This window comes from Streptomyces sp. NPDC048111 (assembly GCF_043202815.1).
GTDB lineage: Bacteria > Actinomycetota > Actinomycetes > Streptomycetales > Streptomycetaceae > Streptomyces.
On record NZ_JBIDBD010000047.1, the window covers coordinates 1 to 15,168 of the forward strand.

The 15,168-nt window shown below is 74.6% G+C and carries 11 protein-coding genes; 5 read left to right on the top strand and 6 right to left on the bottom strand.

All coding sequences use genetic code 11. The features are described from left to right. Nucleotides 1-396: 396 nt before the first annotated feature. Complete coding sequence (locus tag ACGF3I_RS33875) at nt 397-885, bottom strand: SUKH-3 domain-containing protein (protein ID WP_393138929.1); 489 nt, start codon at nt 883-885, stop codon at nt 397-399. A 228-nt stretch (nt 886-1,113) separates the two neighbouring features. Continuing rightward, nucleotides 1,114-1,629, bottom strand: coding sequence for a YwqJ-related putative deaminase (locus ACGF3I_RS33880; RefSeq protein ID WP_393138931.1), 516 nt, complete (start codon nt 1,627-1,629; stop codon nt 1,114-1,116). 259 nt (nt 1,630-1,888) lie between these two features. Between ACGF3I_RS33880 and ACGF3I_RS33885 the strand changes: the two genes are divergently transcribed. From ACGF3I_RS33885 to ACGF3I_RS33895, 3 genes are all read left to right on the top strand, one after another. Continuing rightward, entirely contained in the window at nt 1,889-2,875 is a 987-nt protein-coding gene (locus tag ACGF3I_RS33885; protein WP_393138933.1) for an SMI1/KNR4 family protein, read from the top strand. Between the two features lie 7 nt (nt 2,876-2,882). Next, entirely contained in the window at nt 2,883-5,663 is a 2,781-nt protein-coding gene (locus ACGF3I_RS33890; protein WP_393138935.1) for an SUKH-4 family immunity protein, read from the top strand. Between the two features lie 206 nt (nt 5,664-5,869). Beyond that, entirely contained in the window at nt 5,870-6,769 is a 900-nt protein-coding gene (locus ACGF3I_RS33895) for a cellulose-binding protein (RefSeq protein WP_393138937.1), read from the top strand. 2 nt (nt 6,770-6,771) lie between these two features. Here the strand turns inward: ACGF3I_RS33895 and ACGF3I_RS33900 are convergent, their stop codons facing one another. Further along, on the bottom strand, nt 6,772-8,385 hold the full coding sequence (locus ACGF3I_RS33900; RefSeq protein WP_393138939.1) for an MFS transporter: 1,614 nt from the start codon (nt 8,383-8,385) through the stop codon (nt 6,772-6,774). Between the two features lie 239 nt (nt 8,386-8,624). On the opposite strand from ACGF3I_RS33900, the gene ACGF3I_RS33905 reads away from it, so the two are divergent. Together ACGF3I_RS33905 and ACGF3I_RS33910 are read left to right on the top strand one after the other, a co-directional pair. Then, nucleotides 8,625-9,413, top strand: a complete 789-nt coding sequence (locus tag ACGF3I_RS33905) for an ABC transporter ATP-binding protein (protein ID WP_393138941.1) — start codon at nt 8,625-8,627, stop codon at nt 9,411-9,413. After that, on the top strand, nt 9,410-11,986 hold the full coding sequence (locus ACGF3I_RS33910; protein WP_393138943.1) for an ABC transporter permease: 2,577 nt from the start codon (nt 9,410-9,412) through the stop codon (nt 11,984-11,986). Before ACGF3I_RS33905 ends, ACGF3I_RS33910 begins: the two co-directional genes overlap by 4 nt. On the opposite strand, the gene ACGF3I_RS33915 is transcribed toward ACGF3I_RS33910, so the two are convergent. From ACGF3I_RS33915 to ACGF3I_RS33925, 3 genes are read right to left on the bottom strand one after another with little or no spacing between them, the layout of a single operon-like run. Beyond that, complete coding sequence (locus ACGF3I_RS33915; protein ID WP_393138945.1) at nt 11,983-13,440, bottom strand: DUF2079 domain-containing protein; 1,458 nt, start codon at nt 13,438-13,440, stop codon at nt 11,983-11,985. The two genes, ACGF3I_RS33910 and ACGF3I_RS33915, sit on opposite strands and share 4 nt — an antisense overlap. A 17-nt stretch (nt 13,441-13,457) precedes the next feature. Beyond that, nucleotides 13,458-13,979: a hypothetical protein gene (locus ACGF3I_RS33920; RefSeq protein WP_393138947.1), complete on the bottom strand. Its 522-nt coding sequence runs from the start codon at nt 13,977-13,979 to the stop codon at nt 13,458-13,460. Then, nucleotides 13,972-14,460, bottom strand: a complete 489-nt coding sequence (locus ACGF3I_RS33925) for a SigE family RNA polymerase sigma factor (RefSeq protein ID WP_393138949.1) — start codon at nt 14,458-14,460, stop codon at nt 13,972-13,974. Before ACGF3I_RS33925 ends, ACGF3I_RS33920 begins: the two co-directional genes overlap by 8 nt. Nucleotides 14,461-15,168: the final 708 nt, after the last annotated feature.

Genomic DNA, 15,168 nt, shown 5'->3' on the forward strand with positions numbered 1-15,168 from the left:
CCCGCCCGCCCGTGCAGCGGGTTGAACCGGCTGAGCCCTGGGGCTGCGCCCCAGACCCGCTGAGGGGCTCCGCCCCTCGGACCCCGGCGGGGGCTCCGCCCCCTGCACCCCCCTTCGCGCCTTAAGGGCGCTCGTCCTCAAACGCCGGACGGGCTGAAATGCCCGATGCGGGCCAGCACCGGTGCTGTTAGGGGCGCGGGGAACTGCGCGAGAAGCGACCACGGTTCGCACCCGACCGAGGGGTTGGGGGCGCGGGGAACTGCGCGAGGCAGGCCGGTACGCGCATGCTGGCCCGCACCGGTCCCGCCAAGGGGCGCGGGGAACTGCGCGACCAGCCACGCACGGCCCGCAGATGAACCGGGGTCAAGGGGCGCGGGGAACTGCGCAAACCCCGGGTCAGGACGGGGTCAGGCGGGTGGGCTGGGTGCCGGTTACCAGGGTCGCCAGGGCCTGGTCGATGTCGGGGCCCAGGTACCAGTCCCCGGTGTGGTCCAGCGCGTACACCCGCCCCTCCGCATCAATGGCCAGCACCGCCTGCTGATCCCCTTCCTCCCCGAGCGGAGCCATGTCCGTCCCCAGGGCCCGCCCCAGGTCGGCCAGGGTGCGGGCCAGGTGCAGCCCGGCCAGGGGGTCGAAGCGCAGGGTCGCGGGCGCGTTGCGGCGGCCGGGGCCGGACGCGGTCAGGCGGAGGCCGCCGAACTCCGCCCACGCCTCTACGGCCGCCGGGAAGACGGTGTGGCGGTGGCCTGCGGGCGAGGTGTGGGCGCGCAGCACGTCGGCCCAGGCCTCGGCCTGGCGGATGTCCCAGCGTCCGGGCTGCCAGCCCGCGGTGCGCAGGGCGGCGTCGACGGGGACGGGGAAGCGGGTGGTGGAGACGTCCGGCATCGGCCGCGGCCTTTCCGTGCGGGTGGTGAGGTGAGGGGTCGGCGCCGCTTCGGGAAGGGCGACGTTCGGCGGTGCCCCGGCCGGAGTCAGCGCCGGCCGGAGTCGGCGCCGGCTGGGGTCGGCACACGCTGGGGTCGGCACACGCTGGGGTCAGCGCCAGCCGGGGTCAGCGCCGGCCGGGATCGGCACAGGCCGGGTCGGCGCAGGCCCCCCAAGTCGGGGGCCGGGTCAGGGTTCGACGCTGCGGACGCCGAAGTGGTCCAGCAGGGCCGCGCACGAGCGGCACGGCGGGGCGTAACTGCCGTGCAGCGGATCCCCGTCCTCGCGTATGCGGCGCGCGGTGAGCTTGGCGTGTTTCAGTGCGCGGCGGGCCTCACCGTGGGTGAGGGGCTTGCGCTGGGCGCGTTTGGAGCGTCCGGTCTCGACGGCGGTCAGGTGTCGGGAGAGCAGGATCGCCTCGGGGCAGCGGCCGGTGAAGCGTTCGCGCTGACCACTGGTGAGGGTGTCGAGGTAGTCCTGTACGAGCGTGTGCAGGACCGGTGGCTGTTCGCCCTTGCCCGCGGTGCAGGTGAGGGTCTCGCCGCGGACGGACAGGGCGGCGGCGATGGCGGGGAGGATGCCGTCGCGGCGGTGTCTGAGTAAGGGCGCCGCGGTGGTGGCGGTCGCGCTCCACGGCAGGCGCGGGTCGCCCGGTGTCTCCTTTATCGCGCTTGTTGCGGATGTTTCGCCTGGTGCGGTGTGCATGGTGCTGTGTTCCTCCCACTGGCGGCGGCCTCAGCCGCACGTGTCAGCGCCCCCGAGTTGCGGAGACAGACTGCCAAATGCGGGTGCTGATACGGAAGCTGGGGCGTGATAAGCCGCGCGTCGCGGGCGCAGGGTGATATGGGCGTGACGGTTGGTGACCGAAATGCGGGGCCGGTTCCCGGTATTGCCCCACCGCATAGTCTGGTCCTCACCAGCCGGACGCACCGGACGCAGGAGCACGCAGCAGGGGGCAACCGCCATGACGACAGGTCGGCTCGGGCAGCACGCCGCGCCACCGAACGCGGCCTATGCCGGGCAGGTCGTGCATTTCCCGGACCCGGTCCGGGCCTCCCGGCACCCCCGAGGGGTGCGGGTGGACGAGAACGGCTTCCCGGACTTCTCGGCGTACGCCCGCGCCGCGGCGGAGATAGCGGAACCGCCCGAGGGCTTCGGGGTCGACGAGCTCCGGCTGACCGACTACGTGTCGGCGAACGCCGCGCTCTCGGCCGCGGGCCACGAGCTGTGGGACACCGTCGCGCCGGTGGCGACGCCGCACGGCTGGACGTGGCACCACGTGCCCGGCGGCCGGCGCCTCGAACTGGTGCCGGTCGAGGTGAAGGCGCTGCTGCGCCACTACGGCGGGCTGGCGACCGCGCAGGTCGAGCACGACAAGCGCGGCACGCGCCCGTTGCAGGAGACGCGGCCCGTCCACTTCGGTCTGCCGAAGGGCTCGGTGTCGGTTACGGAGTCCCAACTCCTCGGTGTGGAGGAGGACTTGGGCTACCGGCTTCCGGGTGCCTACCGCTCCTTCCTGAAGGCGGCGGGTGGCTGCGCGCCGGTGGGCGCCGCTCTCGACGCGGAGCTGGGTCTGCTGGTGGACCAGCCGTTCTTCACGGTGCGCGACGAGGCCGCGGTCAACGATCTCGTCTACGTCAACAAGTGTCTGCGGGACCACCTCACCAAGGACTACCTGGGCGTCGCGTTCGTCCAGGGCGGGATCCTGGCGCTGAAGGTGAAGGGCCCGGCGGTCGGTTCGGTGTGGTTCTGCGCGTACGACGACGCGCGGGACCAGGACGGGCTGAGCGTGCACGAGCGGGTGGAGCGTCTGCTGCTGCCCTGCGGCGACGACTTCGACGCGTTCCTCGCGCGGCTCGCGGGCAATCCGCCGGAGCTGGAGACCGTGGCGAATCTGATGGTGGACGGCGGCTTCGCGCACGCCGTCGAGACGACCTCGGTAGGGGAGTGACCGGCCGATGGTGACTTTCGCTCAGGCGCAGGAGCGCGCGGAAGAGTGGATCAACGGGGACGTGCCCGCGTACCAGCACCGCGAGGTGCGGGTGCGGGAGTTCGAGCTCGGCTTCGTGGTGTGGGCGGAGGACCGTGAGGACGGTCCTTCGGGCGGCGGTGGCGCCCAGCGCCTGGTGATCGCCCGGGACAGCGGCGAGGCGTCGCTGTGGCCGGGGCTGCCGGTGGGTGAGGTGATCCGCCGGTACGAGGAGGAGTACGGGGTGCCCGAGGACGCGGCCCCCGCGCCGGAACCCGCGGCGCGGATCGATCTGAACCAGACGTCGTTCCTGCTGAGCCCGCCCGAGTGGCTCCAGGAGGCGGCGGACAAGCTGGGCATCCCGGACCGGCGCGGCGAACGCCCGGCTCCGGCCGGTGCCGCCGATGGCGTCGCTGCCGATGCCAATCCCAATCCCCACGCCGATGCCGCCGATGCCGCCGGTGCTCCCGCCGCTCCCGCGCCGGGCCCTGCATCCGGCCCCGCCGCACCCGCGACCCCCGCTGCCGGCTCCGCACCCCCCGCCTGGCCCGAGCCCGCCATGGCCAGGCAGGGCCCCGTGTCCGGGGTTCCGGCGGGGGCCACGCCGTGGGCCGGTACGGACACCAACGCGGGGTCCGACGACGGCTCGGTGCCGCTGCCCGCGACCGTCTTCGCGCCGGCGCTGTCCGGCTCGGACGAGGAGGACGCGCCGGCGCCGCGCGCGCTGCCCGAGGCCAAGACGGCGCTGATGGCGGGAGGCAGCCAGCTTCCGCCGACGGCGCTCGCGCCCGCGCTCGACCCGCAGGGGGCGCCGCCGCGGGGCGCGACCCCGCCGCCGATGCCACCGTCCGCCCAGCCCCACACGCCCGCGCAGCCGGGCCCGTTCGCGCAGCCCCACGCGCCCGCCCAGCCGGCCCCCTCCGCTCAACCGCAACCGGCGGCCCAGCCGTACCCGGCCGCGTCCTCCGGTGCGGGGGACATCGCGGACGCCGCCACCAGCAAGGCAGTGGGGCCGCCGCCGGGAGCCCGTGCCGCGCGCGGTTCCGGCGCGACGACCCCGCCGCCGCCCGGTGCGCCCGGCACGCCGGGGGCCCGGCCGGCCGGGCCTGCCGCGCCGCCTGCGCCGGGCGCGACTCCGCCCCCGGGTGCTCCGGCGGGCGGCTACCTGCCGACGCAGCTCGTCTCGCAGCTCGGCCCCGAGGGCCCGCAGCCGCCCGCCGCCCCCGGCCCGCCGGGAAGCCCTGGCACGCCCCCCGGCGGGGTGCACCACGCGGCGACGATGCTGGCCGATCCGAGCCGTATGGGTCCGGGCGGCGGCAGCATGGGCGGCCCCGGTACGCCCCTGCCCCCCGGCCCGCCCGGTGCGCCCGGCGCCCCGCAACCCCCCGGCCCGCCGGGAAGCCCTGGCACGCCCCCCGGCGGGGTGCACCACGCGGCGACGATGCTGGCGGATCCGAGCCGTATGGGTCCGGGCGGCAGCATGGGCGGCCCGGGTACGCCGCTGCCCCCGGGCCCCCCCGGTGCGCCCGGCGCCCCGCAACCCCCCGGCGCCCCGGGTGCCCCGCTGCCCCCGGGTCCGCCCGGCGCCCCGCAGCCGCCCGCCGCCCCCGGCGTGCCCGGTGGCGGGGTGCACCAGGCGGCGACGATGCTGGCCGGCCCGGCGCAGATGGGTCCCGGTGGGCCCGCCGCGCCGATGCCGCCCGGTCCGCCCGGGATGCCGCCGGGCGGACCCGTACCGCAGGGCGCGCCCGCGTACGGCTATCCGCAGCAGCCCCCGGCCGGGCTGCCCACGGTCGGCCCGGGTTACCAGGCGGTGCTGCGCTATCGCGCGCCGGACGGGTCCGAGCAGCAGCTCATCCGTCGTTCGGCGCCCGGCACCGCGCACCCGGAGTGGCAGATCTTCCATGAGCTGCGGGCGATGAACGTGCCCGCGGAGCAGGTCCTTGAGCTGCACACCGAGCTGGAGTCGTGCGAGCTGCCCGGCGGTTACTGTGCGCGGATGATTCGCGAGCAGTGGCCGCAGGTGCGGATCACGCATGTCGCCCCGTACGGCAAGGACCACGGCTCGCGCCGCCAGGGCGTCCAGCATCTGCTCACCCACCAGGGCGAGTTGGCGCAGGTCGCGGACGGTCCGGCCCGGCCGCAGCCGGTGCGGGCGCCGCTGCCCGCGGTGCAGCCGGTGCCGCCGGTGCCGCCGGAGGGCGTGGCGCACGAGCTGGCGGGCGCGTTCGGCCCGCAGGGCGTGTTCCGCTTCGACCAGCGCGCGGTGTCGCGCCAGGGCGTGCCGGAGGCCGTGGCGGTCACCCTGATGTGGGCGGGTCTGCCGCTGGACTTCGGGCCGTTCTTCTGGGCGCAGGCGGTGCCCGGGCAGCCGGTGCCGACGCTGGCGGAGCTCGCGCAGCAGCGCGGGGTGCAGCCGGCCGCCGACGCGGGGTCGTACCTGGTGATGGGGTCCGACTTCGGGCGGGCCATCTGCGTCCAGTACGGGACCGCGAACATCGTGGCGGTGCCGGTGGAGGCGGGGTCCCCCACGGGCGGGCCGCAGTCGGTGCCGCCGCAGTTCGTGAACTCGGGGCTGCCCGAGTTCGTGCGCTCGCTCGCGCTGCTGGGCCGGATGTGGCGGCTGCGGTTCGGGCTCAACCCGGAGCAGGCGGGCCGCTGGACGGTCGACTTCCAGGCGCAGCTGGCCGCCCTCGACCCGGCGGCGCTCGCGTCGCCGGAGAGCTGGTGGTCGGTGCTGCTGGAGCAGATGTGGGACGGGCTGCTCTGAGGCGGCCGTCCGTCGTGCCGGAGGCGCTCACCGCGTGGTTCGCGGTGGGCGCCTCTCGCATGGGGCAGCCGGGTGATTCCGGGTTCTGGCGCTCATTGACGCATCCTTGACCGTGCCGTGTGGGCGGAGTGTCGCGTTATGACCATTTCGCTTCGATCGGCCAGGATGAGCGCCGAGTGCCAGGGTGCGGGAGAGAGGGACACGGGATGAGCGCAGCAGCGATGCCACCGTCGGCGCAGCCGTTCGGGATCGTCCGGGGCCGCGGCTACCGTCCCGACCAGGTCGACCGCACGCTGGCCCGGATCTCGCAGGAGCGGGACGCGGCGTGGGAGCGGGCCGCGCGGCTCACCGTCCTCGCCAAGCAGATGGCGGCCCAGGCGGCGGTACTGGGCGAGCAGGTCGCCGCCCTTTCGCCGCAGACGTACGAGGTGCTGGGCGGCCGGGCCTCCTCGCTGTTCGCGCTGACGGTCGAGGAGGCCGAGGCGGTGCGGGCCGGCGCCGAGGAGGCCGCGGCCGGGCGGGTCCACGCCGCCGAGGAGGCGGGCCGGGCGCTCAGGGACGCGGCGCGGGCGCACAGCGAGGCGGTCCTCGCGGCGGCCGAGGCGCGGGTGCAGCAGACGCTGACCGCGGCCCGCGCCGAGGCGGACGCGCTGCGCGACGCGGCCCGCGCCGAGGCCAGGGACCGCCGCGAGGAGGCGGCCGGCGAGCTGGACGGGATGCGCAGGCGCTGTACGGCGTATCTGGCCGGGCAGGACCAGGAGCGGGCCGAGGCGCTCGCCGCGGACGAGCGCGAACGGGCCGCCCGCGAGGCGGAGTCGACCGCCCGCATCGCCGAGCTGACGGCCACCGCGCAGGCGGGCCTCGACGAGGCGCGGCGCGCTTTCGCGGGGGCCGAGCAGGACGCGCGCCGGGTCCACGAGGAGGCCCAGGAGCGGGCCGCCGAGCTGGTGGCCGGGGCGCGGGCGCACGAGGAGCGGATCGCGGCGGACACGGAGCGGGTGCTGCGCGAGCACGCCGCCGCCCGCGAGGAGGTGCAGGCGCACATGACGCATGTGCGCAACAGCCTGGCCACCCTGACGGGCCGCACCCCCGAGGACGAGGGCTGACCTCAACTCCCTTGCGGGGGGCTGGTGTTGAGGGCAACCGCCTCCGGTTCGGTGAGGACCGGGAAGCGGCGCGGGGCCAGGAACACCAGGACCAGCAGGGACAGGATGGCGGCGATGGCGGCGCCGAGGTAGACGTGGTCGACGGCGTCGGCGACGGCACGGCGCAGGTAGTCGGCGGCGCCCGCGGTCAGCTCCGCCGGATGGCGCAGGGCGTGCGAGACGGAGTCGAGGTCGCCGGGCAGGCCGGGCATCGGGGCGTGGGCCAGGCGGGCGGCGAGGGTGGTGTTGGCGATCGCGCCGAACAGGGCGGCGCCGACGGACTGGCCGACCTGGCGGCAGAACAGTACGGACGCGGTGGTGGTGCCGCGCTCCGCCCAGCCCACCGTCGACTGGACTCCGACGATCAGCGGAAGCTGGAACAGGCCGAGCGCGGCGCCGAGCAGCAGCATGAGCAGGGCGGGCTGCCAGGCGCTGCCGGGGAACGGCAGCAGGGGGAAGGCGAAGAGGATCAGGGCGGCCAGCGCGATGCCGGTGATGGCGCAGTTGCGGAAACCGACGCGGGTGTAGACGCGGCTGGAGAGCGCGGCCGACAGCGGCCAGCTCAGCGTCATCACCGACAGGACGAAACCGGCGGCCGTCGGGTTCAGGCCGAGGACGGACTGGGCGTAGGTGGGCAGGAACACGGTGGGGGCGACCATGAGCAGGCCGAGTCCGCCGAGGGCCAGGTTGACGGCGGCGATGGTGCGCCGGCGCCACACCCAGCCGGGTATGACGGGTTCGGCGGCCCGGCGTTCCACCTGCACGGTGAGCGCGGCGAGCGCGGCGCTGCCCGCGAGCAGGGCGAGTGAGGGAGCCGAGAGCCAGGGCCAGGCGACGCCGCCCTGGACCAGGGCGGTGAGCAGCAGGGCGCCGGTGGCGAAGACGCACAGGGCGCCGGGCCAGTCGATGCGCGGCCGGGCGGCGCGGGCCGCGCGGGCGGGCTCGGTGAAGTGCCGGGCGACGAGGTAGAGGGTGACCGCGCCGACCGGCACGTTGATGAGGAAGATCCAGCGCCAGTCGGCGTATCCGGCGAGGAGGCCGCCGATGGCGGGTCCCGCGACGGCGGAGGTCGCCCACACCGTGGACAGCCTGGCCTGGATCCTGGGACGTTCCTTCAGCGGGTACAGGTCGGCGGCGATCGTCTGGATGGTCCCCTGGAGGGCGCCGCCGCCCAGGCCCTGTACGACGCGGAAGGCGATGAGCGCGGCCATGTTCCAGGCGGCGGCGCACAGCACCGAGCCGGCGAGGAAGACGACCACGCCGACGAGCAGGACGGGCTTGCGGCCGAAGGTGTCGGAGAGCTTGCCGTAGACGGGCAGGGTGACGGTGACGGCGAGCAGATAGCCGGAGAACAGCCAGGAGAAGACGGCGAATCCGCCGAGGTCGCCGACGATCTGGGGAACGGCCGTGGAGACGATCGTGCCGTCGAGGGCGGCCAGGGCCATGCCCATCATGAGGGCCGCGACGACCGGGCCACGTCCGCGTGCGGAAGCGGCGGCGGGCGCCGCGCCGGGTATCGCCGCTCCGGTGCCGGGCGGTTCGTCGAAGACGCTCACCGAAATCCCTTCACTGTGCATGCATGTGGGGCTGTCACCTTCTCATCCGGGCCCGGAGCGGCGGCAGAGGTGGAGACGGCCCTGACACGTACTGGTCCTTGGGGCGGAGTCCCCTAGGGGGCGGGCCCTCCTTCGGGGGAGGGCCTGTTCGTCCCGTCGGATGAGGTGGCGCCGGGGCTGCGTTCCTTACCTTGGAATCACGCCGACGGGGGCGCCGGCAGTGGCTGGCGACCGGCTGGAGAAAACATAGGAGAATCACCGTGACTACGGCTGTGACCATTCCTCGGCACGGGGGCACTGGAGGAGGTACGGCCGTCGCGGCGCGGGCGCGGCAGGTCGTGAAGGCGTACGGCGCGGGGGAGACCCGGGTGCTGGCGCTCGACCACGTCGACGTCGACATGGCCCGGGGGCAGTTCACCGCGATCATGGGCCCCTCGGGCTCCGGCAAGTCCACGCTGATGCACTGCCTGGCCGGGCTCGACACGGTGTCCGGCGGCCAGATCTTCCTGGGCGAGACCGAGATCACCGGGCTCAAGGACAAGAAGCTGACGCAACTGCGCCGGGACCGGATCGGGTTCATCTTCCAGGCGTTCAACCTGCTGCCGACGCTGAACGCGCTGGAGAACATCACGCTGCCGATGGACATCGCGGGCCGCCGGCCGGACGCGGAGTGGCTGGAGCGCGTGGTGGAGACGGTGGGCCTGGCCGACCGGCTCCGGCACCGCCCCACTCAGCTCTCCGGCGGCCAGCAGCAACGCGTCGCGGTGGCCCGCGCGTTGGCGGCCAGGCCGGAGATCATCTTCGGTGACGAGCCGACCGGCAACCTGGACTCGCGGGCGGGCGCCGAGGTCCTCGGCTTCCTGCGCCAGTCCGTGGACGAGCTGGGCCAGACCATCGTGATGGTCACCCACGACCCGGTCGCCGCCTCCTACGCGGACCGGGTGCTCTACCTCGCCGACGGCCGGATCGTGGACGAGATGTTCCACCCGACCGCCGACGCCGTCCTGGACCGGATGAAGGACTTCGACGCGCGGGGGCGGACGTCGTGAGCGTGCTCAAGACCTCGCTGCGCAACTTCCTCGCGCACAAGGGGCGGATGGCGCTCTCGGCCGTCGCGGTCCTGCTGTCGGTGGCGTTCGTGTGCGGCACGCTCGTCTTCACCGACACCATGAACACCACCTTCGACAAGCTGTTCGCGGCGACCGCGTCCGATGTCACGGTCAGCCCCAAGTCGGCCTCGGACGACGGCGCCCCCTCGCAGACCGGTACGCCCGACGCGCTGCCCGCCTCGCTCGTCGAGCAGGTCGCCAAGGTGCCCGGGGTGCGGGGTGCGGAGGGTGCCATCGGCAGCACCAGCGTCACGGTGGTCAACGCCAAGAACGAGAACATGGGCTCCACGACCGGCGCCCCGACCATCGCCGGCAACTGGACCGCCAACGACCTGAAGGCGATGGAGATCACCTCCGGCCGTGCCCCGCGCGGGCCGACCGAGCTGATGGTCGACGCCGACACCGCCGACAAGCACCACCTCAAGATCGGCGACGAGCTGCGCACCATCGCGGTGACCGGCGACTTCACCGCGAAGATCACCGGCATCGCCACCTTCAAGGTGACCAACCCCGGCGCGGCCGTCGTCTACTTCGACACCGCGACCGCCCAGAAGGAACTCCTGGGCGCCACCGGCCGGTTCACCCAGATCAACGTCACCGCGGCCGACGGCGTCAGCGACGAGGGCCTGAAGCGGGACGTGGCGGCGGCCCTCGGCGCGGGCCCCTACAAGATCCAGACGGCGCAGGAGGTCAAGGACGCGGGCCGCGACAGCGTCGGCTCGTTCCTCGACGTCATGAAGTACGCGATGCTCGGCTTCGCCGGGATCGCCTTCCTCGTCGGCATCTTCCTCATCATCAACACGTTCTCGATGCTGGTCGCCCAGCGCACCCGTGAGATCGGCCTGATGCGCGCCATCGGCTCCAGCCGCAAGCAGGTCAACCGCTCGGTGCTCGTGGAGGCCCTGCTGCTCGGCGTGGTCGGCTCCGTCCTCGGCGTCGGCGCGGGCGTCGGCATCGCGGTCGGCCTGATGAAGCTGATGGGCGCCATCGGCATGGACCTCTCCACCGACGACCTGACCGTCCGGTGGACCACTCCGGTCCTCGGGCTGCTCCTGGGCGTCGTGGTGACCGTCGTCGCCGCCTACGTCCCGGCCCGCCGCGCGGGCAAGATCTCGCCGATGGCCGCACTGCGCGACGCCGGCACCCCGGCCGACGGCCGGGCCGGAGCGGTCCGGGCCACCATCGGCCTGCTCCTCACCGCCCTGGGCACCGCCGCGCTGTTCGGCGCGGCCAACTCCTCGAAGGCGAGCGCCGGTTCGGGGCTGCTCGGGCTCGGCGTCGTCCTCACCCTGATCGGCTTCGTCGTCATCGGACCGCTGCTCGCGGGGCTCGTGGTGCGGGTGCTCAGCGCGGTCGTGCTGCGGATGTTCGGCCCGGTGGGGCGGATGGCCGAGCGCAACGCGCTGCGCAACCCGCGGCGTACGGGGGCGACCGGCGCGGCCCTGATGATCGGGCTCGCCCTGGTGGCCTGCCTTTCGGTGGTCGGCTCCTCGATGGTCGCCTCGGCCACCGACGAGCTCGACAAGTCGGTCGGCGCGGACTTCATCGTCTCCTCCGGCACCGGCCAGCCCATCGTGCCGCAGGCCGCCGACGCCCTGAAGCGGACGCCGGGCATCGCCCACGTCACCAACTACAAGTCGGTGGACGCCAGACTGACCGCCCCCGACGGCAGAGCCACCGACGACCAGGTCACCGCGGCCGACCCCACCTACCGGGAGGACCTGCGGCGCAAGACCGTCGCCGGCGACCTGGCCGCGGCGTACGGCAAGGGCGCGATGTCGGTCGGCGACGCCTACGCCAAGGAGCACGGCGTCAAGGTCGGCGACACGATGGGCGTCGCCTTCAAGGGCGGCGGCACCGCCAGGCTGAAGGTCGCGGCGATCACCTCGGACGACACGAACGTCGACAAGGGCGCGATGTACACCAACATCACGACCGTCGAGCAGTACCTGCCGGCCGACAGGATGCCCAAGAACATGCTGATGTTCGCCAAGGCCGAGGACGGCAGGGCCAAGGAGGCCTACGCCTCGCTCAAGCAGTCCCTGACGGCGTATCCGCAGTACAAGGTGCAGAACCAGGCCGACTTCAAGCAGGACCTGAAGGACCAGATCGGCCAGCTCCTGAACATCGTGTACGGGCTGCTCGCCCTCGCCATCATCGTGGCGGTGCTCGGCGTGGTGAACACGCTGGCCCTGTCGGTGGTGGAGCGCACCAGGGAGATCGGCCTGATGCGGGCGATCGGCCTCTCGCGCCGGCAACTGCGGCGGATGATCCGCCTGGAGTCGGTGGTGATAGCCCTGTTCGGCGCGCTGCTCGGCCTCGGGCTCGGCATGGGCTGGGGCACCACGGCGCAGAAGCTGCTCGCCCTGGAGGGCATGGGCGTCCTGGAGATACCGTGGCCGACCATCCTGACCGTGTTCGTGGCCTCCGCGTTCGTGGGCCTGTTCGCCGCCCTCGTCCCGGCGTTCCGGGCGGGCCGGATGAACGTCCTGAACGCCATCGCGACGGACTAGTCGGCGGACCCTGCGCGTTCGAGCAGGACGTACCCTCCTGCCACCCCGGTGACCGTGTAGACGGCGCCGGGGTGCAGGGTCGTGGCGTACTGGACGGGGTCGCCCGCCCAGCCGTCGGAGTTGTCGATGGCGATGTAGCGCGGGGTCACCGGGCGGGCGGTGCCCACCCAGAAGACGCGGCAGCGGGAGGTGAGGCGGGCGATCGGCCCGATGTCCGCCTCGACCGTCGCCCCGCCCGGAATCCGCGCCAACAGCCGCTCCACGGCGCTCACTTGGGGGCTCTTGCGGTACGTGTCGTGCTCGGTCAGGGCGGCCAGCGGCAGCGAGGGCGTCAGGGCCAGGGCCGCCGCGGCGGCGCAGGCGGGCAGGGCCCGGGCGTACGAGCGCAGCCAGGGGCGGGGGCTGGTGCGCGCGGTCGCCACCGCGTCGGCCAGCGCCAGCGCGAGGACCGGCATCAGGACGGCGCTGTAGTGCCAGTCGGTCGACCAGTAGTGGTCGTCGAAGGACAGGAAGCGCCAGCCGAGGGTGGGCAGGGCGACGAGCAGCAGAGGGGAGCGCAGCGCGAGGAGGCCGGTGGTGGGCACGAGCGTCCACAACAGGGTGCGGACCTTGACGTCCCAGGCGGCCAGGGGGCCGTCGCCACCGCCCATCTTGCTCCAGTAGTCGTAGCCGTCCGCGGAGTTGAACGCCGGTATCACCACGGTGAGGGTGACCAGGGTGGCCACCGCGCCGAACGCCGCGACCGCCAGGGCCCAGCGGCCGGCCCGGGGGGAGGTGCGGCGGGCGCGGACCGCGACGACGACGGCGAGCGCGGCGGTCGTCAGGCCCAGGTCCTCCTTCACCAGGGTGAGCGGCAGCGCGTACAGCAGGGCCGCCCGCCACCGCCCGCGCAGCACGGCCTCCAGGCCGAACGCGATCAGGGGGACGGCGAAGCAGATCTCGTGGAAGTCGAAGTCGACGGCGCGCTGGATCCCCCAGGAGAGCCCGAACGCGGCGCCGATGGCGAGCCCGGGCCCGCGGCCGAGCAGCCGCGCCGAGGCGCGGGTCACCGGGACCGCGGCGAGCGCGAACAGGGCGGCCTGGGCGACGAGCAGGGTGACCGGCGTGGGGAAGATCCGGTAGGCGGGGGCGAGCAGGGCGGTGACCGGGCTGAAGTGGTCCCCGAGGATGTTGGTGCCGGGCCCCTTCAGATCGGCGACGGGGGCCTGGAGGTGGGCGTAGGCGCGGACCACCTGCTCGAAGATCCCCAGGTCCCAGGACAGCGTCTCCATCCGTCGGTAGCGCAGGACACTGAGCGCGGTGTACGCGGCGAAGAGCGCGGCGGCGAGCAGATACGGGTCGGCTGCCGGCCGCGACCGTATGCGCCGGGGCGCCGCACGGCCGCCGTCCGCCCCGGGCCGCTTCCCGCCGGGGCGGGAGGCGGTGTCGGGCGGGGCGAGGAGAGCTCCGGACACGGGTGGTGCTCCTTGGTTCAGCGGACGGGGGTGGTCGGGGTGACGGAGGAACTCGGTGGCGGGGCGGGCAGGGAGCGGGAGGGGGTGCCGGACAGCGGGGAGCCGGACAGGGGGGAGCCGGACAGGGGTGATCGGGAGCGGGGTGAGCCGGAGGGCGGTGAACCCGACGGCGGTGAGCCGGAGAGCGGGGGGCCGGACGGTGTCGCGGTGGCGGTGTCCGTCTCGGCGTCGGGGAAGGACGGGCTGGGGCGCAGGGACGGCTGTCCCGAGTCGTCCGCCGGTGACGGCGTGCCGTCCGCCGGTACGGAGGCGGGCGGCACCGGGTCGCTCTGCTGGAGCCGCAGACCGAGGGCGGCGCCGGACCCGGCGAGCAGGCACACCGCGCAGGCGGCGAGCGTGGCCAGATGGCGCCGGCGGCGCCGCAGCCCCCGGGCGGCCACGCGCTCGGCGGGCTCGGGCAGCACGGCTCTGCCGCCCGCGTCGGCGGCCCGCTTCAGGGCGCGGGACAGGGACTCGTCGTCCGGGTGGAAGTCAGACACCGTGTTCCTCCAGGAGACGGGGCGCGAGGGCGGCCCGGGCGCGTGACAGGTGCGTCTTGACGGTGCCGGCCGAGATGCCGGTCTCGTGGGCGACCTGGTCCACGGTGAGGTCGCACACGTAGTGCAGGACGGCGACCCGGCGCTGGCGCTCGGAGAGCTCGCGCAGGGCGTCGATCAGGGCGACGGTGCCGGGGTCCGGGGCGGGGGCCTCGGCGGTGTCGGTGCGGGTGTGGCGGCGCCACGCCTCCGCGGCGCGGCGGCCCCTTCGCCAGCGGCTCACGGCGAGCCGCCAGGCCGTTGTGCGCACCCAGGCCTCGGGGCCGGCGCCCGCGTCCAGCCGGGCGCGGCGGGTCCAGGCCCTCACGAAGGCCTCCTGGACCACGTCCTGGGCCTCGTGGAGGTCGCCGGTCATCAGGTACACCTGGCCGACCAGGGGTTTCACGGAGTGCGCGTAGAACTCCTCGAACTCTGCGTCGGTCAATGCGGCTCCTGTGGCTGAACGGTCTCCCCGGGGTATACGCCCCCCACCCCCCACCCGGTTGACACCACCCCCCAACTTTCTTCTCGGCCCCTGGGGCTGCGCCCCAGACCCCCTGAGGGGCTCCGCCCCTCGGACCCCGGGGGGTTTGCCCACCCGCCCGCCCGTGCAGCGGGTTGGATCGGCTGAGCCCTGGGGCTGCGCCCCAGACCCGCTGAGGGGCTCCGCCCCTCGGACCCCGGGGGGGTTGCCCACCCGCCCGCCCGTGCGGGGGGGGTGAAGGGTTCGGCCCCTGGGGCTGCGCCCCAGACCCCCTGAGGGGCTCCGCCCCTCGGACCCCGGCGGGGGCTGCGCCCCCTGCACCCCCGATCGCGCCTAAAGGGCGCTCGTCCTCAAACGCCGGACGGGCTGAGGTGGCCGGTGCGGGCCAGCACCGAGCAGTTAAGGGGCGCGGGGAACTGCGCGAGGCAGGCCGGGACACACGCGCGGGCCCGCACCGACCCTGCCAGGGGCGCGGGGAACTGCGCGACCAGCCACGCACGGTGCGAGGCCGACAGCGGGTCGAGGGGCGCGGGGAACTGCGCGAACCCCGGGCACCCCCAGGCCCCCAGCACCCCCAGGCCCCCAGCACCCCCGGGCCCCCAGCACCCCCGGGCCCCCAGTACCCCCAGACCTCCAGCCCCCGGCGGATGGCCGCCCCCCGGGCGGGGA